Origin of the sequence: Streptomyces sp. ISL-98 (assembly GCF_018614055.1) — a bacterium.
Taxonomy (GTDB): Bacteria; Actinomycetota; Actinomycetes; order Streptomycetales; family Streptomycetaceae; genus Streptomyces; species Streptomyces spiramyceticus.
Genome location: NZ_JAGGPB010000035.1, coordinates 101610 through 123098 on the forward strand (window position 1 = coordinate 101610; position 21489 = coordinate 123098).

Annotated in this window: 17 protein-coding genes; 3 read left to right on the forward strand and 14 right to left on the reverse strand. The window is 70.6% G+C overall.

The window, feature by feature from the left end; all coding sequences use genetic code 11:
• Nucleotides 1–48 precede the first annotated feature (48 nt).
• On the reverse strand, nucleotides 49–858 hold the full coding sequence (locus J7I98_RS24465; RefSeq protein WP_214925451.1) for an inositol monophosphatase family protein: 810 nt from the start codon (nucleotides 856–858) through the stop codon (nucleotides 49–51).
• Between the two features lie 235 nt (nucleotides 859–1093).
• Between J7I98_RS24465 and J7I98_RS42615 the strand changes: the two genes are divergently transcribed.
• On the forward strand, nucleotides 1094–2161 hold the full coding sequence (locus J7I98_RS42615; protein WP_214925452.1) for a cytochrome P450: 1068 nt from the start codon (nucleotides 1094–1096) through the stop codon (nucleotides 2159–2161).
• On the opposite strand, the gene J7I98_RS42620 is transcribed toward J7I98_RS42615, so the two are convergent.
• The 6 genes from J7I98_RS42620 to J7I98_RS24500 are packed head-to-tail and all read right to left on the reverse strand — an operon-like array spanning nucleotide 2121 to nucleotide 11140.
• A complete protein-coding gene (locus tag J7I98_RS42620) occupies nucleotides 2121–5267 on the reverse strand; it encodes a TIR-like protein FxsC (RefSeq protein ID WP_308377917.1) in 3147 nt (1048 codons plus the stop codon). The genes J7I98_RS42615 and J7I98_RS42620 overlap by 41 nt on opposite strands.
• A complete protein-coding gene (locus J7I98_RS24480; protein WP_214925453.1) occupies nucleotides 5260–6216 on the reverse strand; it encodes a MoxR family ATPase in 957 nt (318 codons plus the stop codon). The genes J7I98_RS42620 and J7I98_RS24480 overlap by 8 nt, the downstream gene beginning before the upstream one ends.
• The gene (locus tag J7I98_RS24485; RefSeq protein WP_214925457.1) at nucleotides 6213–8282 is read right to left on the reverse strand and encodes a caspase family protein; all 2070 of its coding nucleotides are present in this window, start codon (nucleotides 8280–8282) and stop codon (nucleotides 6213–6215) included. The genes J7I98_RS24480 and J7I98_RS24485 overlap by 4 nt, the downstream gene beginning before the upstream one ends.
• Nucleotides 8279–9316 carry a hypothetical protein gene (locus tag J7I98_RS24490; RefSeq protein ID WP_308377918.1) on the reverse strand — a complete coding sequence of 346 codons (1038 nt, stop codon included), beginning with the start codon at nucleotides 9314–9316 and terminating at the stop codon, nucleotides 8279–8281. Before J7I98_RS24490 ends, J7I98_RS24485 begins: the two co-directional genes overlap by 4 nt.
• A 4-nt stretch (nucleotides 9317–9320) precedes the next feature.
• Complete coding sequence (locus J7I98_RS24495) at nucleotides 9321–10013, reverse strand: response regulator transcription factor (protein WP_214925461.1); 693 nt, start codon at nucleotides 10011–10013, stop codon at nucleotides 9321–9323.
• Nucleotides 10010–11140: a sensor histidine kinase gene (locus tag J7I98_RS24500; RefSeq protein WP_214925462.1), complete on the reverse strand. Its 1131-nt coding sequence runs from the start codon at nucleotides 11138–11140 to the stop codon at nucleotides 10010–10012. The genes J7I98_RS24495 and J7I98_RS24500 overlap by 4 nt, the downstream gene beginning before the upstream one ends.
• Nucleotides 11141–11307: 167 nt before the next feature.
• On the opposite strand from J7I98_RS24500, the gene J7I98_RS24505 reads away from it, so the two are divergent.
• Together J7I98_RS24505 and J7I98_RS24510 are read left to right on the forward strand one after the other, a co-directional pair.
• Nucleotides 11308–12339 (forward strand): carboxymuconolactone decarboxylase family protein, encoded by a 1032-nt coding sequence (locus J7I98_RS24505; protein WP_214925464.1) that lies wholly within the window; start codon nucleotides 11308–11310, stop codon nucleotides 12337–12339.
• Between the two features lie 168 nt (nucleotides 12340–12507).
• Nucleotides 12508–13125 carry a hypothetical protein gene (locus J7I98_RS24510; RefSeq protein WP_214925467.1) on the forward strand — a complete coding sequence of 206 codons (618 nt, stop codon included), beginning with the start codon at nucleotides 12508–12510 and terminating at the stop codon, nucleotides 13123–13125.
• Here J7I98_RS24510 and J7I98_RS24515 read toward each other — a convergent pair.
• The 7 genes from J7I98_RS24515 to J7I98_RS24545 all read right to left on the reverse strand — a co-directional run bounded on the left by J7I98_RS24515 (nucleotide 13091) and on the right by J7I98_RS24545 (nucleotide 21473).
• A complete protein-coding gene (locus J7I98_RS24515; RefSeq protein WP_214925470.1) occupies nucleotides 13091–14650 on the reverse strand; it encodes an NCS1 family nucleobase:cation symporter-1 in 1560 nt (519 codons plus the stop codon). The genes J7I98_RS24510 and J7I98_RS24515 overlap by 35 nt on opposite strands.
• A gap of 25 nt (nucleotides 14651–14675) precedes the next feature.
• The gene (locus J7I98_RS24520; RefSeq protein ID WP_214925472.1) at nucleotides 14676–15677 is read right to left on the reverse strand and encodes a TIGR03842 family LLM class F420-dependent oxidoreductase; all 1002 of its coding nucleotides are present in this window, start codon (nucleotides 15675–15677) and stop codon (nucleotides 14676–14678) included.
• 9 nt (nucleotides 15678–15686) lie between these two features.
• Nucleotides 15687–17093 carry a dihydropyrimidinase gene (gene hydA, locus J7I98_RS24525; RefSeq protein WP_214925482.1) on the reverse strand — a complete coding sequence of 469 codons (1407 nt, stop codon included), beginning with the start codon at nucleotides 17091–17093 and terminating at the stop codon, nucleotides 15687–15689.
• A 34-nt stretch (nucleotides 17094–17127) separates the two neighbouring features.
• Complete coding sequence (locus tag J7I98_RS24530; protein ID WP_214925486.1) at nucleotides 17128–18438, reverse strand: aspartate aminotransferase family protein; 1311 nt, start codon at nucleotides 18436–18438, stop codon at nucleotides 17128–17130.
• The gene (locus J7I98_RS24535; RefSeq protein WP_214925489.1) at nucleotides 18435–19277 is read right to left on the reverse strand and encodes a nitrilase-related carbon-nitrogen hydrolase; all 843 of its coding nucleotides are present in this window, start codon (nucleotides 19275–19277) and stop codon (nucleotides 18435–18437) included. The genes J7I98_RS24530 and J7I98_RS24535 overlap by 4 nt, the downstream gene beginning before the upstream one ends.
• Nucleotides 19278–19456: 179 nt before the next feature.
• The gene (locus tag J7I98_RS24540; RefSeq protein ID WP_214925493.1) at nucleotides 19457–20935 is read right to left on the reverse strand and encodes a hypothetical protein; all 1479 of its coding nucleotides are present in this window, start codon (nucleotides 20933–20935) and stop codon (nucleotides 19457–19459) included.
• A 142-nt stretch (nucleotides 20936–21077) separates the two neighbouring features.
• Nucleotides 21078–21473: a PPOX class F420-dependent oxidoreductase gene (locus J7I98_RS24545; protein WP_214925496.1), complete on the reverse strand. Its 396-nt coding sequence runs from the start codon at nucleotides 21471–21473 to the stop codon at nucleotides 21078–21080.
• Nucleotides 21474–21489 lie beyond the last annotated feature (16 nt).

Consider the following 21489-nt stretch of genomic DNA (forward strand, 5'->3'; position numbering starts at 1 on the left):
CCTGGATCCCCAGGATATTCCGGAGCAGCTGCCGGGCGGCGCCCGGCCCTACGCGTCGCCGCCGAGGAGTCTCACGACCCGCTCCACCGTGGCCTCGTTTCGCCCGGCCGTGAACGGAAGGGCGTTGCCTCCGGTGATACGGAACCGCTCCCCCGCCAGCGTACGGTCCGTACCGCCCGCCTCCTCGACCAGCAGCAGCCCGGCAGCATGGTCCCAGGCCAGTTCCCAGGAGAAGGCGACCGCGTCCAACTCCCCCTTCGCCACGGCCAGATACTCGAGCCCGGCCGACCCGCACGGCCGCGCGTCGACGCCCTCGACGTTCAGCCCGAGCAGCGCACGCTTCTGATCCGGCGTCGTGTAGTCGGGGTGCGACGTGGCGACCCGCAGCGTCTCCCCGCCGGGCCCCAGGCGCAGCACCTCACCGTTCAGACGGGCCCCGCCGCCCCGGACGGCCACGGCCATCCAGTCGAGGGCCGGCGCATAGGTCCAGGAGGCCAGCACCTCGCCGCGGTGCGCCAGCGCGACCAGCGTGCAGAACCCGGGCTCTCCCCGCACGAACTGCCGCGTCCCGTCGACCGGGTCGACGATCCACACCGGGGCGTCGCCGCGCAGGGCGTCGTACACCGACGGATCCGCGTGAACAGCTTCCTCCCCGACCACCACGGACCCCGGCAGCAGCCGCGTGAGGGAAGCGGTCAGGTGCTCCTCGGCCAGCCGGTCGGCCACGGTCACCAGGTCGTGCGGGCCGCTCTTCTCGACGATCTCGTGCGCGGCGAGCTGCCGGTACCGCGGCACGATCTCGGCGGCGGCCGCCTTGCGCACTGCCTCTTCGACGTCGGACAACTTGTCATCGATCATGCGTCCAGCAAAGCACGGACCGCTGACAACCAGTGGTGCTCCTGCCGCCCCGGTACGTAACCCCGCATTCCCCCGGGGTTGGCCGTCGGCGGTTCCCCGCACCGCACTTCGACACTCCCAGTAACCGTTCGCAATACAGAGAGTTATGAGCGGTGGACGCCGCTGGGCGGTCGGCACGTACACCTCCCTCGCCCGCCGGGACCAGTCGCGACGACACACACGGGAAGGTGATGGCGTGCTCACGTCGACCTCAACGGGCAGGCAGGACGCCCCCACAGCGCCGGGACGCATCCCCGGCCTCGGGCACACGCGGGCGCTGCTGCGAGATCCCGTGGGGTTCATCGGGTCGCTGTCGCCGGTCGGCGGAGTGGTCCGGATCCACCTGGGCACGCGCAGGGTGTGTGTGGTCACCGACCCCGCCCTCGTGCACGCCCTGCTGGTGACATGCGCCGACGGCTGCCCTGCGCAGGACACCCTCAAGACGGCTTTCGCCCCGGCACGCATGGCGGCGTACGTGCCGGTCGTCCAGAAGGTGACGCGCGAGCGCGTCGACCGCTGGCAGCGGGGGCAAGTCCTCGATGTCGCCGAGGAGATGAACCGGCTGGCGCTGGAGATCGTCGCCCGGGCCCTGTTCGACACCCGGCTCAGGGACGAAGGCTTCGCCGCCTTCCACCGTGCCCTGCCGGACCTGGTGAAGGGGCGGATCGTCCGGTTGCTGTATCCGCGCCCCTCGCTCGCCCGCCTGTCGCTGCCGGTCAACCGCCGGTTCGACGCCGCCGTCCGCGCGCTCGGTGAAGTCGTCGACCGGACGGTGAGCGGCCCGCTGCTGCACAGCGCCGCCGAGACCATGTCCGCCACCTTGACCCGGCTGTTCGACGAGTTGCTGAGACAACGCGACGTCATGTCCCGGATCGTCGCCGAGCTCGAAAGTCAACTCGGATCGGACGAGCACGACTTGACCATGGGCGCGATCGAGCACCTGCCGTACACCCGCAGCGTGGTGCAGGAAGTGGTACGGCTGCACACGCCGGACGAGTTCCTGCTGACCACGGCGGGCCAGGACGTGGGGCTCGGGCCGTACCGCATCCCCGCCGGTACGGAACTGCTGTACAACCGCACCGCCCTGCACCGCGCCCCGGCGCTGTATCCCGACCCGCAGCGCTTCAGACCCGACCGCTGGAAGGACATGTCCATCGGCGGAGGCTTCGCCGGTGCGGAGCTGGCGGTCGTCGTGGCAACCGTTCTGCGCACGTGGCAGCCGATCACGGTCTCTGGTGGGCCTTGGGGTCGTATTCGGCTGTGACCGGACCGCGCAGGCGCGGGCGCTCGACCGAACTGCCGCCGCTCGGCGGGTAGACCTCGGAATGGCGCAGAAACTGCTGGGCGGCGGACTCCACGACCTGCGGCAGGATCTGGGCGAACGCCTCCATGGACGTAATGCCCCTGGCCGCCGCTCTGCTGGCCGCACGGCCCTGCCTCAGCATGGTCGGCAAGGTCACCTCCATCAGCTCGGTCAGCTCGGCTTCGGCGGCTCTGCTCTGGTGATCTGCCCGGTTCCAGGGGACGACGACGCTCGTCCAGGGCTGCGGCTCGGCGTCGAAAGCGGCGAGCCGCTCGCGCAGTGCGTCGTCGCGCAGCGCCCAGCGGTCGACGAGCAGGATCTCCGGAGTGAGCGGCGGCTGCCGTTTGTCGAGGGGCTGAGCCTCGCCGAGCGTGGAGACGGTCACCCGGTAGTTCAGCGCACGTACCAGGTCCTGCGCGGTGTCCGCCAACGGCCTTGCCGACTCCGGGTGGTAGGGATTCCAGTCCTGCGGCCCGGCACCGTAGTAGTCGGGACTGCGCCCTTCGGGCAGACTGTCGCGGCCCGGGGCCGCCACGGTGATCTGCATCTTCTGGGTACCTGCTGCGCGGGGGCTGCCGAAGGCGCTGGGAACCTGCCGGTAGTCCACGGGCTGTCCGGCGGGAAGGTCAGCATGCTCGGCAACACTGACGATGCGCTTGGCGAGTTCGTAGACGGCCCGTTCGTACTCCTCGGCAAAGATCCGGAGTTTGATCAGCCCGTACAGCCCGTCGGTGACATAGCGGTCCCCGAACGCCCGGTGATTGAACTGCAACCGTTCCGCCGGCGCCGGAAGTTGTTCGGGCGGGGTCGGCACCCAGAGGGCAGGCACGATCGCCTCCGCCGGGCGTGCCGACCTGGCCCGGTGGTGAATGGCCCGCTGGGCGAAGACGAACCACTCCTTGCCGCACATCTCACTCGCGAAGTAGCGCGGGGAGAACAGCGGCACGAACACCTTGCATTCAGCGAGGACTTGGCCCATCCGCTCCGACCAGCCCTCGCCCGACCGTATCTCCCGGTCCATGAAGCCGGCAGGCGTACCGGCCGGGAGGTCCGTCATGGCCATCACATGCCCGCACAGGTCCCGGAAGAGCCGCTCGACCCACATGTCCGGGTCGGGGCCGCCCGCCCCGTACCTCGGGGTGTGGGCGTAGCTCAGGAAGAAGTACGGCCGCTGCTCCGTGCCACGCCGTCGTCCGGGTTCGCGCGGCGGCCGCGGCGATTCCCGGGGGCTGTCCGCACCGACGGGGGGCGGCTGCTCGGGGGCGGGCTTGGCGGCAAGGTCGGCCGGGACGTCGCTGATCGGCTGCTGAGCCGGTGCGTCGACAAGCCGGAACTGCCTGCCGTCCGGGCCGTCGACGAAGGGCTGGATCCGCTCGGGATCCGGCTGCGGCTGCGGGGCAGGGGCGGGCGTCTGCCGCCGTACGGCCCTCTGCTCCGTCGCTCCCTGGGATTCGGCCACCTGAACCGCCTCGACCGGCGCCTCCTCCGCCGCCATCCCCAGCGCCCGCAGCGTCTGGAGGGACGCCTCGGCGAAGGGCGAGCGGCCCGCCGCTACGGCGGCCCTTCCCCGTACGCCGGGCACGACGGCCGGGAGCGTGCACAACGGCTCCGCGTCCATGGCGCTGTACCGCTCCAGCGCGTCGTAGAAGCGCCAGAGGTCGCGCTCGCCCAGCCGCGGTTCGAGCTGCTCGCGTACGCCGCTGCGGAAGCGGAGTGCCGGCCCTTCGGTCCCCGCGTTCGCGGCGTCCCCGGCGGTCCCGGCGGTCCCGCTGTCCGCGAACGTGACCAGGCCACCGACCACGAACTCCGCCAGATCGGCCGTCGTGGCCTCCGGGACAAGTTCGTGCTGGATGAGCCGGAGCAGGGGGAGCTTCACCTCCTCGTACGGCGAGCAGAGTACGGCCAGGCGCGCGGCCGCCGGCGAGGCCCGCAACAGGAACGACTCGGCCGCCGTCCGCGCGTCCACCGGAGCCGGAGCCCCCTGCGCCGCCGCGCGGTCGACCACCCCCGGAGCGGGCAGCAGCAGCGCCTCGCAACCGGCGGGGTCCGCCCGCATGAGCGTGCGCGCCCAGTTGCCCACCGCGCGCGGCGACAGCGACACGGCCGGCACGGCCAGCCACTCCTTCCCCGGTGCTGTGGCGGCGGGAAATGCCTCCTCCATCAGGGGCGGGGGTGTGAAGCGCAGTCGTGAGTTGCGTACGCCGGGGCGCCCCGGCGAGGTGACCCGTACGGCGGGCAGGTCGAGGCCTACGGTCCGCCAGGTCCTCGGCGGCAGCGGGTTGACGAGGACGGTGGGCATGGCTTTGGCCCAGCCGTGGAGGCGGCGCCACAGCCGTTCGTCGCGCCAGGCGGCCGATGCGCAGTCCGAGACGACGAGCGTCAGCCGGCGCGGCTGGGAGGACCGGGAGCCGCCTTCCGGGACCCGCTGCCCGAGCGGGCCGTGCAGTGCGGAGGCCGTGGAGGCCGTGTGCTGGGTGTTGAGGTCCCAGACCCGCAGGGTGCGGAAGATCCCGGCCCGCGACAGGAGCCTGAGCAGCTCGGCGGTCGTGTCGCCCCATACGGCCATGGTGGCCGAACGGTCGACGACGACCGTGCCGTCGAACCACCGTTCCGGCGCGGGGCGGAACGCCGGGATGAGCTCGCCGCTGCGCGCGTAGTCGGAGACCGTCGCGGTCATGTCGAGCCGCATCCGGCGCCCCTGCGGCCAGGAGCGTTTCAACGGCCGCAGCGAACGGGTCAGTTCACGGGCGCCCGGCAGGGCGCGGCCACGCGGAAGCGAGACCGGGTATGCGGGGCTTACGGCGGTGTCGCCTCGCCCGGCCGGGTCGTACAGGGGCAGGCGTTGCGGGTCGGGGTCCTGCCCGGCGTCCGGTTCCCGGCGGTGCTCCGGCTGTTCGGCGGTCCGCCCACCGGCTGCCTCCCGGCGTGCCCCCTCGCCCCGGATGCCGGACGGCCGCCCCTGGAAGGCCGCCAGCCACAGCACCTCGGCGATGGACAGGGTGTCCATGTCCATGCCGAGCCCGTGCAGCGCCCCGACGACCCGGTCCAGCGGGTCGTGCTCAGGCACCGGAGAGGTCCTTCATGAGGAGGCTGATCAGCTTGCCGTGCTGGTCCGGGTCGAGGCCTTCGGGGCCGTGGAGCAGATGGAGGCTGCCGAGCAGCTGGTCGATGGCCACGGACTCGCCGCCGGCGACGCGTCGTACGAACTCGTCGACGAAGTCGGCCATCGGCCCGCTGTCCGGGACGTCCAGCCGGAGGTGCCTGCGCACCACTTCACGGACGAGCTCCGGGGTGGGCTTGGGCATGACGTAGCGCACGCAACGGCGCAGGAAGGGGGCGGGCAGTTCCTGTTCGCCGTTGCTCGTCATCACGATGAAGGGGAACTCGGTGCACTGCACATGGCCGTCCCCGACGAAGTGGCTGTCGTCGGAGTCCCACATGCGTACGGTGACGGCGCGCTGCTCCTCGCGCAGCAGCTCGGGGATGCGGAACTCGCCGCGCTCCAGGACGTCGAGAAGGTCGCCGGGCAGGTCGAGGTCGGCCTTGTCGATCTCGTCGATGAGCAGGGCGCGCGGCCGGGGCGACGGCAGCAGCGCCGTCCCCAGGGGCCCGAGACTGAGGAAGGCCGCGATGTCGTCCTCGGCGGGCTTTCCGTCGCCCGCGCGGGCCTTCTCCTGCTGCAGCCGCTGGGCGTGGATGCGGCCGAGGGCGTCGTAGTGGTAGAGCGCGTCGGCCAGGGTGCTGCGCGAGGTGATGTGCCAGCGCAGGACGGGACCGAGGGACAGTTCCACCGCGACCTGCTCGATCACGGTGGACTTGCCGGAGCCGGGTACGCCGGTGATCAGCAGGGGCCTGCGCAGGGCGAGCGCCGCATTCACCACGTCGACGAGGCCCTCCGGGGGCTGGAACACCTCGGCCGCCGAACGCCTGGGGAAGGTGCGCCACGGAGGCGGCGCGGGCAGCCGCACGTCCTCCCCGGGCTCACCGTTTCCTCGGTAGTACGCGTTCCACGTCATGAGGTTCCCTCATCCGGAGTCTGTGCGGGGAGAATCGCGGTCCTGAAGAGGCGGCAGAAGCGCAGCCACTCGTGGTCGTCCCAGACGGCACGGAGGTCGACGAAGTCCTTCACGGCCTCCTCCCGCCAGCGGCACTGGTAGGCGCGTACGAGCGCTTCGGGCATGTCCCGCCAGTCGTGTTCGAGGCTTCCGTGACGCGCCTCGGGGAAACCGGCGGCGGTGTGCGGCCACAGCAGCACGGGGGTGTAGGCGAGGAGCATGTCCAGCAGGTCGTCGTCGACACCTGTGTGGTGCGTCAGTCCGATCGCGCGTGCGTAGCGGCCGTTGCGCAGGTGTCCGCGCAGGACCTGTCTTTCGCCGGTGTCCTGCTCCGCGAGCCAGTCGACGGGGACGCCCACGTCGCAGGCGGCGATCGCCTCCGACTTGTCGCGGACGGTGGGTTCGATCTCCTGGAGCACCAGGTCCGGCGTCAGCCGCCGGCTCCAGTGCATGACGACGTCGTACGTCACTCCGAGGCGCTGCGCCACTCCCGCTTCCTCGGGGCGCCAGGTGCGCAGCAGTCTGCTGGGTGCGGCGACGTCGATGCGCTTCAGCTTGATGTCGAGCGCCGCGGCGTACGTCTCGGCCCAGCGTACGGCGGCCATGACGGCGCTCTCCGTGCCGTTCCGGTCGACGGTGGGGCAGCGGAAGTCCTCCCGGTGCAGCAGCCCGCCGTCCTTGAGCAGCCAGGCGCCGACCTCCTCGGGCCAGTCGCCGGTGAGGGAGGAGTGCAGGCTGACGGCGAGCTTCAGTCTGCGTACGCGCTGCCTGCCCGTTACGTCTTCCACGGCGTCGTTGAGGGCCCGCTGGGCGTCGATCAGCAGTGCCCAGCGTGCAAGCGCCTCGTCGTGGAAGTCCTTCCTGGCGTCCTGCGCGAGCAGGGCGACGAACCTGGCCACCGAGGGCCGGCAGTCGGGGTCGGCGCGCGGATGGTCGAAGGCCAGCCGGTCGACCGCTTCGACCTCGGACAGTTCCAGCACGCTGCTGGGCAGGCGCCGTTCCCAGGCGAGCTGGGTGTGCAGGGCGCGGCGCAGTCTTGCGGTGGTCAGGTCGCTGCCGAGCCAGGAGCGGATGAATTTCACGGTGTGTACGGCGATGAGCAGGCTCCGTACGGCACGTTCTGCGCGTCTGCGGGCCACGGAGTCGGGGAAGTCCTTCAGCCGTTCCTGGCACTCCAGGGCCGACTGCGCGTCACTGGGCAGCGCGGTGGCCGACGCCTCTGGGTCGAGGGCGCCGAGTGCGGCGGTCAGTTCTTCGCGGGCCAGGGGGCCGCACAGGCCGCCGGGGAACACATGGTGATGGCTGGCGTTGCGGGTGATCCAGAGCCACCCCCGCGCGAGCCCGTCGCCGTCGTGCTCCCAGCTGCTGACGTTCTGCCCGACGACCAGGCCGCGTACGCTCTGGCGCACTTCGCGCAGGCCGAGCAGCGCACCGCTGCCGGATACGCCCTTGCGTATGACGCGGGCCAGTTCTCTGGAGAAGGTCAGGCCGGAGCCTTCTTCGCCGGCCAGCGAGCCCATCAGGAGCGAGAGGCGGCTGCGTCCGTTGCGCATGCCGGCGGCCAGGTCTTCGCGGGGCGGTGACGCGCCGGCCGCGTGGCAGGTGTCGATGATCCCGAGGACACTCGGAATGGCGCCGTGATTCGCGGCCCCGGCCAGTAACTCGCCCACATTTACGGCGCGTTCGGTCCGGTCCTCCCTCGAATCGGATCCCATGAGGTACAGCGTGGTCGTCGTCCCGGGTACGAATCCGTGGCCGAGCAGCGCGAGGAACAGACTGGCGTTGCGCTTGGCGGCGTGCTCGATGGCGTCCTCGATCAGTGCCCGGATTTCGTGGCTCGTCAGGTTGTGGCCCGTCACGAGTGACGGGCGGTCGTCGGGAAGCCCTGGCCGGCACGCGCCGAGGTCGTCGTCGGCCAGCACGTCGTACAGGTCGGTCGCGGCTTCCTCCAGCCGGTCGAGCTTTTCCATCGACCGGCACTGGGGTGCGACCACCAGCACATGGCGTCGCGGTGGGGCGTTTCTCATCCGCGGCCCCGGTGGTGTCCGGTCTGCGGGAGGGCCTCGGCGATGGGTGCCGCGACGCCTGGCTGGGCGAGGTATTTCACCGCCGAGTGGACCCAGATGCCGTCGGAGTCGACGCGCCTGCTGTCCGGGCCGACCGCTGCCGCGTTCACCGTGAAGTCCCGCTCCAGGATGGGGCGTACGGCGATGACGTCGTCCCGGTCCCAGAAGTTCAGCCAGCACGCCAGCCCGTGGGGCGTGCCGGGCGGCTGCGGCACGAGCTTCGGCCGTACGACGGTGCGCATGGCCAGCGGCGAGCCGAGCGTGACGAACAGCGGTACGGCGGCGCGCAGTTCATGCAGGGCCTCCAGTGCCACGATCGTGCCCAGGGAGTGCGCCACCACCACGGCGGGCCCGTCCCCGACCGCCTCGGTGACCCGGGCACGGATACGCCGGTCCAGGCCGACGCCGGCCTTGTCGTGCTCGACGCGCGCCAGGTAGCGGGAGACCTGTGCGAGGTCGCGGACCATCAGCTTGGGCGCCGCCCACTGGGCGGCCCCGCCCCACGGCTGCCAGGACAGGAGGGTCGTCGCGACGTTGAGTGCGCGGCGCACGAGCGACATGCTGCCCTGGGCCTGCGGCCTGGGGGCGGCCTCCGCCCGCGCGTGTTCGAGCAGCCTGCGGCCCGCCTCGTAGTCGTCGCCGCCGCGCTTGTGGCCCGTGGGTCCGGCGTTCTGCTCGTGTTCCGCCGCCAGTACGTCGACCAGCTCGGCCAGCAGGTCGACGAGGATCCGGGCCTCCTCGTCGTCGAGCGGACCGGACCCCGCGCCCTGCGCCTGCGGGCGCCGGAAGAGGTCGCCGTAGTACGCGAAAACGCACTCCACCGCGCCACCGGGCCGCTCCAGTTCGCGGGCCATCCGGGTGTGGCCGCCCACGCTCATTCCGGCGGCCAAAGCCCTTTTCCAGTCGGCGAGTTCGCGGTCGCACTCACGGGGGCCGCCTATCCCGTGCACGAAGACCAGCCGCATCCACACCTCCCCCGCAGATTCGATGTACACGAGGTTAGCAATGGGCTCCGCGAGGCGGACCGTTTCTACCCGGTCCCGGTGCGACGAGCCCCGACTCGTAGGCGAATACGACCAGTTGGGCACGGTCGCGGGCGCCCAGCTTGATCATCGCGCGGCTGACGTGGGTCTTGGCAGTGAACGGGCTGATCACCATGTGGTCGGCGATCTCCTCGTTCGTCAGGCCGTGCGCGACGAGCGCGACGACCTCGCATTCGCGCCGGGTGAGGGTCTCGAAGCCGGGGGCGGTGTGGCGGTCCGGTGGGCGGGCGACGAATTCGGTGATGAGGCGGCGGGTGACGGACGGCGAGAGGAGGGCGTCGCCGCGGGCCGCGATGCGGATGGCCTGGAGCAGGTCGGCCGGTTCGGTGTCCTTGAGGAGGAAACCGGCGGCCCCGGCACGCAGGGCGTCGAAGACGTACTCGTCGAGGCCGTAGTTGGTGAGGATGACGACATGCACCCCGGCCAGCGCGGGGTCTTCGGCGATGTGGCGGGTGGTTTCGATGCCGGTCATGACCGGCATCTGTATGTCGACGAGCGCGACGTCCGGGACGTGGCGGCGGGCGAGTTCGATGCCCTGACGGCCGTCGGGGGCCTCCGCGACGACCTCGATGTCGTCCTCGGCGTCGATGAGTGCGCGGAAGCCTGCCCGCATCAGCGCCTGGTCGTCGACGATCAGTACGCGGATCATGAAGCGTCCAGGGGGAGTTCGGCCCGTACGGTGAAGCCGCCGTCGGGGCGCGGGGCGGCGTGCAGGACACCGCCGAGGGCCGCGACGCGCTCGCGCATGCCGGTCAGGCCGGTGCCGGGGGTGGTCGGGCCGGCTGTTGCGTCCGTGCCCTCGTCGTCTATTCGTACGGCGAAGTGATCGCCCGCGTAGGTGAGTTGGACGGAGGTCTTGGCCCGGCCCGCGTGCCGGGCGACATTGGTGAGTGCCTCCTGGACGATGCGGTACGCCGCCCTGTCGACGTCTGTCGGCAGCTGACGTTCCTCACCCGCGACGGTCACCGAGGCGGCGAGTCCGGCCGCACAGGCCCGCTCGACGAGTTCGCCGAGCCTGTCGAGGCCGCTGCCGGGTGGTACGACGTCGGTGCGCAGCACGTCGAGCGTCGCCCGCAGCTCGCGCATGGCCTCGCCGCTCGCCTCCTGGATCGCGAGCAGCGCCTCCGGCACCTCCTCGCCCCGTTTGCGCGCCAGGTGGACGGCAACTCCCGCCTGGAGCTTGACGATCGAGATGGAGTGGGTGAGCGAGTCGTGAAGTTCGCGCGCGATCCGCAGCCGCTCCTCCCCCGCCCGGCGCAGCGCGGCCTCTTCGCGGGTGCGTTCCGCCTCGGCGGCGCGCTCTTCGGTCTGACGCAGATACGCCTGCCAGTTCTTGTCGATGAGCCCGGTCACCCCGGCGCAGATGAACCAGCCGTGCAGCAGCAGCGTGCGTTCGAACCCGTCCCCGGACGTGCTCGCGAAAAAGAACCCCACGAGGAAGACGACGCTCACGCCGACCGCCGCCGCCCGGTGCCCTGCCCGGGTCACCGCGTGCACGCCGGCGACCACCGGGAACGCCGCCGAAGTCCCCGGATTCGCGTGTACGACGTAACCGAGCATGCAGGCCGCGGTGAAAACCAGCACCGGGACGGGGGCGCGGCGGTGCACGGCGAGCGCCAGCGACCCTGCCATGACCAGGACCACGTCGGCGGTACCGGGCCCCGGCCCCGACGTGGTGAAGCCCGCGAGGAGGACCGCGCCGCCGATGACGGCCGCAAGTCCCTTGTCGATGAGCCCCGTTCGCCAGGCATGCCGATCCCGCTGATCCCCGCGCATGAACCGCACCCTAGACGCCGCTCCCACCCCGCGCCTCCTCCCCGCAGACGGCTTTCACGCTACTTCCGGGGAAGTAGTCCCGGCGCGACGCCGTATGCCGGGCGCAGCCGGGAATGCCTCCGGATGTACGACGACGGGGACCCGGCCCGCGGGCGAGCATCGTCAGCATGACTGGACCTTTCCGCTTCACCTCACCCGTACCCGCCAAGTCCGCGACCGGAGTCGTCGCCGATGTCTACGCCCAACTGGACACCGACTTCGGCATCCAGGCCCCGGCGACGTTCACCGTGCTGTCGTCCGCTCCCCCGGTGCTGACCGCCACCTGGGCACTGATGCGCGAGTCCCTGCTGGCGGGCCAGACGTCCCGCACGGCAAAAGAGCTGGTGGCCACGGGGGTGTCACTGGCGAACGAGTGCGAGTTCTGCATCAACGCACACACCATGCTGCTGTACGCGGGCGGCGACCACGCCCTCGCGGAGACGATCGGGCGCGGCGAAGAGCCGGCCGATTCGGCGCAGGCGCGGCTGCTGGCGTGGGGCCGGGCGATCGGTGTGCCGTCCACCGAGCGCCCCTTCCCGCCGGAGCAGGCCGCCGAGTTCATCGGTACGGCCCTCGCCTTCCACTTCATCAACCGCATCGCGTCGGCGCTGCTCTCCGACAACTCCATGACCGACGAGGCGCAGAAGGCGCGCTTCCTGGAGAGCGCGGCGGGCCGCCGCCTCTCGGACACGATCGCCCGTGAGCTGAGGCCCGGCACCAGCCTCCCCGTCGTGGACACATCGCGGCAGGAGGTCGCCGAGATGCGCCGCAAGTTCAGCCCCAGCCCCAGCCCCGACAACAGCGTCCCCCGGCCGGCGGAGCTGGAGGAGCCCGAGTGGGCAGTGGGATCACCCATCGGTGCAGCGTACGGAGCGCTGCGCGAGGCCGGAGCGATGGGCGCGGGACTGCTCTCCGACAGCGATCAGGCGTTTGTACGGAAGGTGGTGGCCGACTGGGACGGCATCACGACGCATCCGTCCCTGCCGGAGGCCCCGAGCGCGGGCGCCCGTCTCGCCCTGCTGGCCGCCCTCGCCCCGAACCGGATCACTGCCGAGGACGTGCAGGCCTGGAAGACCCCTCAGCACTCCGACCACTGCACGGTCCACCTGATCGCGTACGGCGCGATCCTCGCCGTCGAGCGCATCGAGGAAACCCTGTGAGCACGAAGGCCCCGGTGGGCGGGGTGGGCCGCTGATTCGAAGTGCTCGGAGGCCGCTGTTAAGGTGTCGTGCGCCCGTCAAGGTGGTTCAGGCCCTTGAGGGAACTCCCCTTCGCATTCGGACGCATTCCGCTGCGCATCCCGACACCTTTCAACGGGGGTTGAAAACATGAAGCTTCGCCATGTCCGTTCCGTAGCCGTAGTCGCCGTGGTCCTGGTTGCCCTGACCGGAGCCCGCCGCGGCGGTGACAGTGGTGGTGGCTGCGACGACAACAAGAGCAGCAGCTCCAGCTCCAGCTCGTCGAGCGGCGGGTTCGGCTCGGACGACGGGTACAGCTCGAGCGGCGGGTACAGCTCGGGCGACACCAGCAGCAGCGGCAGCTCAAGCCCCGGCTCCTCGTCGACCCCCCGCAAGCCCTCGGGCGTCAGCGGGAGCCGGGACAGCGACTCGAGCCGCGGGACCACGACCGAGGCCAAGGAGGACTTCTGGCTCGACCGCTGCCAGATCAGGCGGGACTCCGCGACCGAGGGCGACGTCCTCTTCACGTACCGCATCACCAACGGCAATTCCCGTCAGTACGCGAACTACAACGGCACCCTCGAGTTCGTGAAGAAGTCGGACGGGACAGTCCTTGCCACCGCCCAGTACTCGGTCAGGAACCTGGCCCCGGGAAAGACCGAGACCGGCCGCGTCCATGCCACGGCCCTGAGCTACGCCAATGACATGGAGACCCTGATAGGGAAGTGCACGATCAAGTCCGTCCACAAGACGAACGCACGCGCCTAGCCCCTCGCCCGCTCCCCGCCCCCATCCGCATCAACCCCACGTACAGCACCAGCGCACACCCCAGACCCACCGCCCACCCGTAATCGGCGAGCGGCTTCAGGAACGGGATCAGGCCGTCCTCCGGGAACGGGCCCTTCCCCGGTGCCGAGTGCGAGCCGCCCACCGCCAGGACGCCTCCCACCGCGAAGGCCGCCACCGCCCGCCAGTTCCAGCCCGCCGTGTACCAGTAGCGGCCCTCGGGCCGGTACAGGTCGGCCAGTTCGAGCACGGTACGGCGGATGATCCAGTAGTCGGCGATCAGGATGCCCGCGACCGTGCCGAGCAGGCCGCCCACCACCCCCAGCCAGGTGAAGATGTACAGCTCGGGGGTGGCGGTGAGCTTCCACGGCATGATCAGGACGCCCACCACGCCTGTAATGAGCGCGCCCGTACGGAAGTTGATGATCTTCGGCGCCACGTTGGCCAGGTCGTAGGCCGGTGAGACGACGTTCGCCGCCAGGTTCACCGAGATCGTCGCGATCAGCACGGTCACCAGGGCGAACAGCAACCCGAAGACGTTGTCCGTCTTCGCGGCGAGCGCGACCGGGTCCCAGAGGGGTACGCCGTACACCGCCTGGGAGCCCGAGGTCACGAAGACCGACAGCAGCGCGAACAGGGTCATCGTGGTCGGCAGGCCCAGCGACTGGCCCCAGATCTGGGCCCGTTGACCGGCCGCGAACCGGGTGAAGTCGGGGATGTTCAAACTCAAGGTCGACCAAAAGGCGATCATGCCCATCAGCGACGGGAAGAAGACGGGCCAGAAGTCACTCCCCCAGCCCAGTTTCGAGGGCTGGTCGAGCAGCGGGCCCACGCCGCCCGCCTTCACCGTGATCCAGACCAGCAGCACCACCGCGCCGACGATGACGAACGGCGCCGCCCAGTTCTCGAAGCGCCGCAGGGTTTCCATGCCCCGGTAGATGATGGCCAGTTCGAGCGCCCAGAAGAGTACGAAGCAGACCCACAGCGTCCACGGCTGGCCGCCGATCCGCGACGCCTCCGCCCACCCGCCGAAGATCTTCCCGAGCAGGATGAAGATGCCCTGGCCGCCGATCCAGGTCTGGATGCCGAACCAGGCGCACGCGACGGCGGCCCGGATCAGCGCGGGCAGGTTGGCCCCGCGCAGTCCGAAGGAGGCGCGTGCGAGCACCGGGAAGGGGATGCCGTACTTGGGGCCCGCATGGCCCGTGAGCAGCATCGGCAGCAGCACGATCACATTGGCCAGCGCGATCGTGAAGACGGCCTGTTTCCAGTCCATGCCGAGGGCGACGAGGCCCGAGGCGAGCATCCACGACGGGATGTTGTGGGCCATGCCGACCCACAGGGCCGCGAAGTTGTACGTGGTCCAGCGCCGCCCTTCCACCGGTACGGGCAGCAGGTCGTCGTTGACGAAGCGGCTGTCGGAGCCGGCCGCGCCGGGCGCGAGCCCGACGCGGCCTTCCGCGTCGGGTCCGGATATCGGGGCGTCGCTGGGAACGGTTGCGGTCATGGCGTCGGGACCCTTCGCTGGTGGCTCAGGACGTGAGTGCGGGGATGATCTCGGCGCCGTACGCGTCGATCGTCGCTTCGCGCGCGTCGTGCATGTCGTAGACCGCGAACTGGTCGACGCCGAGCTCGCGCAGTGCCTTGAGCTTCTCGATGTGCGCCTCGGCCGGTCCCAGCAGGCAGAAGCGGTCGACGATCTCGTCGGGTACGAACGCGGTGTCCGGGTTCCCAGCGCGCCCGTGATGGCTGTAGTCGTATCCCTGCCGTTGTTTGATGTACTCGGTCAACGCCTCCGGCACCAGCCCGGAGTGCTCCCCGTACCGGCCGACCAGGTCGGCCACATGGTTGCCGACCATCCCGCCGAACCACCGGCACTGCTCCCGTGCGTGCGCCAGGTCGTCGCTGACGTATGCCGGGGCCGCGACACAGATCGTGATGGACGCCGGGTCCCGGCCGGCGTCCGACGCGGCGGTGCGTACCGCCTTGATCATCCACTCCGTGAGGTACGGGTCGGCGAGCTGGAGGATGAACCCGTCGGCCTGCTGCCCGGCCAGGGCCAGCGCCTTCGGCCCGTACGCCCCCATCCACACGGGCAGGCTGCCGTTCTTCACCCAGGGGATCCTGACCGTCTGCCCGTCGACCTGCGCCTCGCGGCCCTCCGCCAGGTCACGGATGACGCCGATCGCCTCGCCGAGCCGCGCCAGGGTGTTGGGTTTGCGGCCCGCGACGCGCATCGCGGAGTCGCCGCGTCCGATGCCGCAGACCGTCCGGTTGCCGAACATGTCGTTGAGGGTGGCGAAGGTGGAGGCGGTGACCTCCCAGGTGCGGGTGCCGGGGTTGGTCACCATCGGGCCGACGATCAGCCGCTCGGTGTGTTCGAGGATGCGGCTGTAGATGACGAAGGGCTCCTGCCAGAGCACGGCGGAATCGAAGGTCCAGCCGTAGCTGAAGCCGTTGCGCTCCGCGCGCCGCATCAGGCTGATGACCTCCGACGCGGGCGGGTCGGTCTGCAGGACGAGTCCGAAGTCCACGTGGACCTCCTAGTTCAGGTTCTGGCAGGTGGATCGGGGTGTATAGATGCCGTGTCCCGCCCGGCCGGTGAACTTCCGGTTGTCGATGACGAGTTCACCGCGTGAGAGCACGGTCTCCACCTGCCCGGTGACGCGCTTGCCCTCGTAGGCCGAGTAGTCGACGTTCATGTGGTGGGTTTCGGCGGAGATGGTCTGCTCGGCGTGCGGGTCGTAGATGACGACATCGGCGTCGGCGCCCGGCGCGATCGTTCCCTTCTTCGGATAGAGGCCGAACATGCGGGCCGGGGCCGCGCAGGCGATCTCGATCCAGCGCCGGCGCGTGATGTGCCCGTCGACGACGGCCTGGTGGAGGAGGTCCATGCGGTTCTCCACGCCCGGCAGCCCGTTCGGGATCTTCGAGAAGTCGCCGCGGCCCAGCTCCTTCTGCCCGGAGAAGCAGAAGGGGCAGTGGTCCGTCGACACGACCTGAAGGTCATTGGTCCGCAGGCCACGCCACAGCGCCGCCTGGTGCTCGCGCGGCCGAAGTGGCGTACTGCAGACGTACTTGGCGCCCTCGAAGCCGGGCTCGGCGAGGTTGTCGGTGGAGAGGAAGAGGTACTGCGGGCAGGTCTCGCCGAAGACGTTGAGGCCCTTGTCGCGGGCGGCGGCGATCTCGGCGACCGCCTCCTCGGCCGATACGTGCACGACGTACAGCGGGGCGTCGGCGACGCGCGCGAGCTGGATGGCCCGGTGGGTCGCCTCGGCCTCCAGGAGGACCTTGCGCACTTCCCCGTGGTAGCGGGGATCGGTCCTGCCCTCGGCGAGAGCCTGTTCTACGAGTACGTCGATGGCGATGCCGTTCTCGGCATGCATCATGATCAGGCCGCCGTTGCGGGAGGACTGCTGCATGGCGCGCAGGATCTTGCCGTCGTCGCTGTAGAAAACGCCGGGGTACGCCATGAACAGCTTGAAGGAGGTGATCCCCTCGGCCACCAGCAGGTCCATCTCCTTGAGCGACGACTCGTTGACGTCGGAGAGGATCATGTGGAAGGCGTAGTCGACGGCGCACTTGCCGTCGGCCTTCGCGTACCAGGCGTCGAGCCCTTCGCGCAGGGCGCGTCCGACGGACTGGACCGCGAAGTCGACGATGGTGGTGGTGCCGCCCCAGGCGGCCGCCCGGGTGCCCGTCTCGAAGGTGTCGGAGGCGGCGGTGCCGCCGAAGGGCAGCTCCATGTGGGTGTGTGCGTCGACGCCGCCCGGGATGACGTACTTCCCTGTGGCGTCGATCGTACGGTCCGCCGTCCAGGCATCGGCCGCGCTGGAGGCGTGTGCGGCGAGGGCGGCGATCCGGCCGTCCTCGATCAGTACGTCCGCGTGGATCTCGTCGGTCGCGGTGACGACGAGTCCGCCGCGGATCAGGGTGCGGGGATGGGTCATGCGGTGCGCTCCCTCCGGGTCGTACGTGCGCCGACTACACGGTGTGCAGGGCGTGTTCGAGGATGGACGCGCCCTCTTCCGCCTCCGCCACGGTGAGCGACAGGGGCGGGGCGATGCGCAGTACGGCGGTGTTGTGGCCGCCGCCCTTGCCGATCAGCAGGCCGCCTTCGCGGGCCGCTTCGAGTACGGCAGCGGCCTTGTCCGGCGCTGCTTCATCGGTGCCGGGCTTGACCAGTTCGATGCCGGCCATCAGTCCGCGGCCGCGCACTTCGCGTACGGACGGCACGCTCGCGGTGATGGCGCGCAGCCGTTCCAGGAGCAGTCCGCCGACGCGCCGGGCGTTGCCCTGGAGGTCGTGCTCCAGCAGGTACGCGAGGTTGGCGACACCCGCCGCCATCGTCACGGGGCTGCCGCCGAAGGTCGAAATGGAGTTGGCATCCAGGCAGTTCATGACATCGGCGCGGGCGACGACACCGCCGATGGACATGCCGTTGCCGATGCCCTTCGCGAAGGTGAGGATGTCGGGCGGGCCGTTCTCGGCGTGCGCCTGCCAGCCCCAGAAGTGGTCGCCCGTACGCCCCCAGCCGGTCTGCACCTCGTCGGAGATCCACAGGATGCCGTGCCGGTCGAGGACCTCGCGGAACGCGGCGTACAGGCCGTCGGGCGGTGAAGTGAACCCACCGACGCCCTGCACGGGTTCGGCGATGAGCGCCGCGATGCGCCCGCCGGTCTGGCCGAGGAGGTCTTCGAGGTCGGCGACGCACGCCTCGATGAACTGCGCGTCGGACAGCTGCGCGTAGGGGCCGCGGCTGCGGACGCCCCCGTGGACGTACAGCGTTTGGAGCGGGGACAGGCTGGTCGGTGACCAGCTGCGGTTGCCGGTGATGGAGACGGCGGAGAAGGACCGGCCGTGGTAGCTGTTGCGCATCGCCAGGATCTGGTTGGAGCTGCGGTACGACGTGGCGAGCAGCAGGGCCGTGTCGTTGGCCTCGGTGCCGGACGTGGTGAAGAAGACCCGGGCGTCGGGGATGCCGGAGAGGGTCGCGATGCGCTCGGCGAGCTCGACCATGGGGCGGTTGAGGTAGAGCGTCGAGGAGTGGATGATGCGGCCGGCCTGCTCGCTGACGGCCTTGGTGACCTCGGGGAGGGCGTGGGCGGTCATGGTGGTGAGGATGCCGCCGAAGAAGTCGAGGTACTTCTTTCCGTCGGCGTCCCAGACGTGGCGGCCTTCGCCGTCCGTGATCTCGATCGGCCGGCGGTAGTAGAGGCTCACCCAGTCGGGGATTACGGCTTTGTGGCGGTCGTGGAGGCTCGGGCGGGCATCGGGCGGGGGAAGAGGTGTCACGGCTGCACCAGTCCTTCGTACGCGTCGGGGCGGCGGTCGCGGTAGAACGCCCACTGTTGGCGTACTTCCTCAATGAGGTCGAAGTCCAGGTCGCGTACGACCAGTTCCTCGGCCTTGTCGCTCGCGGTCTCGCCGACGAACTGGCCGCGCGGGTCGACGAAGTAGCTGGTGCCGTAGAAGTCGTTGTCGCCGTACTCCTCCTCGCCGACCCGGTTGATGGCGGCGACGAAGTACTCGTTGGCTACGGCGGCGGCGGGCTGTTCCAGCTGCCAGAGGTGGGCGGACAGGCCGCGGGATGTGGCGGAGGGGTTGTAGACAATCTCGGCGCCGTTCAGGCCGAGTTGGCGCCAGCCTTCCGGGAAGTGACGGTCGTAGCAGATGTAGACGCCGACCTTGCCGACTGCCGTGTCGAAGACGGGCCAGCCCAGATTGCCGGGCTTGAAGTAGTACTTCTCCCAGAAGCCCTTGACCTGGGGGATGTGGTGCTTGCGGTACTTGCCGAGGTAGCTGCCGTCGGCGTCGATCACGGCGGCGGTGTTGAAGTAGAAACCGGACTGCTCGCGCTCGAAGACGGGGACGACGATGACCATGCCGGTCTCGCGGGCGAGGTCCTGCATGCGGCGGACGGTCGGGCCTTCGGGGACGGATTCCGCCCACCGGTAGTGCTCGGGCTCCTGCACCTGGCAGAAGTACGGGGCGTTGAAGACTTCCTGGAACCCTATGATCTTCGCGCCGTCGCGGGCCGCCGCTCGGGCGTACTCCTCATGCTTGGCGATCATGGATTCGGTGTCGCCTGTCCAGGTTGCCTGGACGAGTGCGGCGCGTACGACTTTGGCCATGACTTGTCTCCTTCAACGGGACGTCAGAGACCTTCTACGCCCGTAGATTCGGGACGTAGAGGGATGAACGTAAGCCCCGGCGGGGAGTGGGGCAAGACCATCGTCGTCAACCCGCAGAGTCGATCATGTTTCGCACCCGAGGGGGTGACAGCCGAGGGTCAACAGAGTTCACGCCCGGCTCACGGGGCGGCGCCGGCCACGCGCAGGGCGTGGACCACGTCCCAGTACCGCCCCTGCGACACCTGCCGCGCGGCGTCGAGAAGCAGCGGCGCCAGCCGGGGCGGATCGTTCTGCGCGACCCGGGCGGCGTCCTCGGGCGTACGCACGCGTACGAACGCGTCGACCAGGGCCCGCACTTCGCGCTCCCGGCCGACGTCGACCAGGGCCAGCAGGCCGGCCGCGATCTCGGGGGCGGGGCGTGCGACGCCCTGCCGGAGCAGTTGCCTGCCGTCCTCGCCGAGCCCGGCGCCGTGCAGTGCGCCGGACACGGCGGCGACCCGGTCCACCGGCAGCGAGGCCAGCTCCCAGAGGAGGGTGGCCCAGTCGGCGCCGAGCCCCGCCCGGTGCAGGGCCCCGGCCAGCATCGGCAGCCGCCCCGCGGGCCAGGCGGCGGCCTCGCAGAGGAGCACGTGCGCTTCGCCGGTACGGCCCTGGGCACGCAGTTGTACGAGCGCGGCGACCGCGCCGGTGACGGCACGCCCGTCCTCGACCAGGTGGGCGGCCTCGGCCACGACGGGCGGCGGCGCGGCGGTCTTCTCCTCCACGCCGGCGTAGCGGGCGCCGCGGGGCGTGGCGACGTCACTCGTGGGTAGCGTGACGGCGCTCCCGCCGGCGTCGGCGTCGAGCCCGGCGTAACGGGCGCCGCGGGGCCGCCGCTTGGGGGTCCGCCGGGGCTTTTCCCCACCCCGCCCCTTCCCGAAGTCCTCAAGCGCCGGAGGGGCTGAATTCAGCCCCTGGGGGTCCCCCCGGACGAAGTCTGGGGGAGCTTGAGGAGCGAGGTCTGGGGCGGAGCCCCCACGTGGCGGCAGCCGCAAAGTGTCACCGCGGGAAGGAGCGGGGTGGGGAAGGAAAGGCTCTTCGTCGGCCTCGGGGGCCTCCGCGCGGAACCAGGAGTCCGGAGCCGGGGGGCGCGCAGGCCTGGACGGTGAGGGCAGAGTCTCCAGGGCCTCCAGGCGCGCACCGAGCTCCCCGCAACGGGCCGTCGCGCGTTCGTGGTCGTCCCGCGCCCAGGCGAGTTCGAGCCCGAGCCCCTCCGCCTCCGCACCGTCGGCCACCCCCCGCAGCCGCTGCGTCAGCTCCCGTTCGCGCTGGGCGGCGTACGCCCGCTCGCGTCGCATCGCCCCGAGCCGCTCCACCAGCCCCTCACGAGCGCCCGGACGCCGGTCGTGCGCGGCGGCCGCAGCCGTGTGCAGGGCTCGCGCCCGTACAGTCTCGTGCTCGGCGGCCTCGGTCCCGTGCTGGGCGGCCAGATCGTGAAGCAGGGCTTCCAGTACGTCCCAGGGCGGGAGTTCGGCGCCGTCGAGGCAGGCCCGCATACCGTCCGGGTCGCGCTGCCAGAAGACCGCGCACCAGCCTTCACCCTTGTCGAGCAGCGCCGTGAGGTCACGGAGGTAGCGTACGAACGCCCCGGCTTCTACCGGGAGTTGGCCCACCGTCATAGTCGCCCCTGCCACATTGCCGCCGCCGACTTGGGACCAGCCGGTCCGCAGGCATTCGACCGCAGTTGTGTTACGGCGCTGCTACGCGCAGTTTTCACGGGGACCTCGAACGGCTCAATTCTTCGGACCGGACGGTCGGATTTCAGACACTGACCGCGATGGCGGTGTGCGGGCGCTTTCCGAGACGGACGATCGTGGCGGGCACATCGGTGAGCCAGAACTGCCAGGTGTACTTGCGAGCAAGGAGCTTGCGCGCCTTGCGCAGGCCGTCCGCGTCCAGCAGCCGTGCGGTGCCCTCCACGGACGGCGCGTCCTCCTTGACCCGGCCGCGCACGTCGCAGACCGTCACGACGACCCGGCTGTTGTTGCGGATGCGCTTGACCTTCCAGGAGTCGGATTTGGTCCATACGTAGAGCTCGGCGCCGTCGGTGGCGACCCACACCGGTGTGGCGACCCCGGTGCCGTCCTTGCGGAACGTGGTCAGGCTGATGTACGGGCTGCGGCCGAACAGTTCGATCCGGTCCTGGTCAAGTGTCATGCCCGCGAGACTACGT

What these genes read in the sequence shown, in the direction of transcription:
- J7I98_RS24465 (WP_214925451.1), bottom strand. Translation starts at nt 858, where the DNA reads ATGATCGATGACAAGTTGTCCGACGTCGAAGAGGCAGTGCGCAAGGCG.
- J7I98_RS24480 (WP_214925453.1), bottom strand. Translation starts at nt 6,216, where the DNA reads ATGACGTGGAACGCGTACTACCGAGGAAACGGTGAGCCCGGGGAGGAC.
- J7I98_RS24485 (WP_214925457.1), bottom strand. Translation starts at nt 8,282, where the DNA reads ATGAGAAACGCCCCACCGCGACGCCATGTGCTGGTGGTCGCACCCCAG.
- J7I98_RS24495 (WP_214925461.1), bottom strand. Translation starts at nt 10,013, where the DNA reads ATGATCCGCGTACTGATCGTCGACGACCAGGCGCTGATGCGGGCAGGC.
- J7I98_RS24500 (WP_214925462.1), bottom strand. Translation starts at nt 11,140, where the DNA reads ATGCGCGGGGATCAGCGGGATCGGCATGCCTGGCGAACGGGGCTCATC.
- J7I98_RS24505 (WP_214925464.1), top strand. Translation starts at nt 11,308, where the DNA reads ATGACTGGACCTTTCCGCTTCACCTCACCCGTACCCGCCAAGTCCGCG.
- J7I98_RS24510 (WP_214925467.1), top strand. Translation starts at nt 12,508, where the DNA reads ATGAAGCTTCGCCATGTCCGTTCCGTAGCCGTAGTCGCCGTGGTCCTG.
- J7I98_RS24515 (WP_214925470.1), bottom strand. Translation starts at nt 14,650, where the DNA reads ATGACCGCAACCGTTCCCAGCGACGCCCCGATATCCGGACCCGACGCG.
- hydA (WP_214925482.1), bottom strand. Translation starts at nt 17,093, where the DNA reads ATGACCCATCCCCGCACCCTGATCCGCGGCGGACTCGTCGTCACCGCG.
- J7I98_RS24535 (WP_214925489.1), bottom strand. Translation starts at nt 19,277, where the DNA reads ATGGCCAAAGTCGTACGCGCCGCACTCGTCCAGGCAACCTGGACAGGC.
- J7I98_RS24540 (WP_214925493.1), bottom strand. Translation starts at nt 20,935, where the DNA reads ATGACGGTGGGCCAACTCCCGGTAGAAGCCGGGGCGTTCGTACGCTAC.
- J7I98_RS24545 (WP_214925496.1), bottom strand. Translation starts at nt 21,473, where the DNA reads ATGACACTTGACCAGGACCGGATCGAACTGTTCGGCCGCAGCCCGTAC.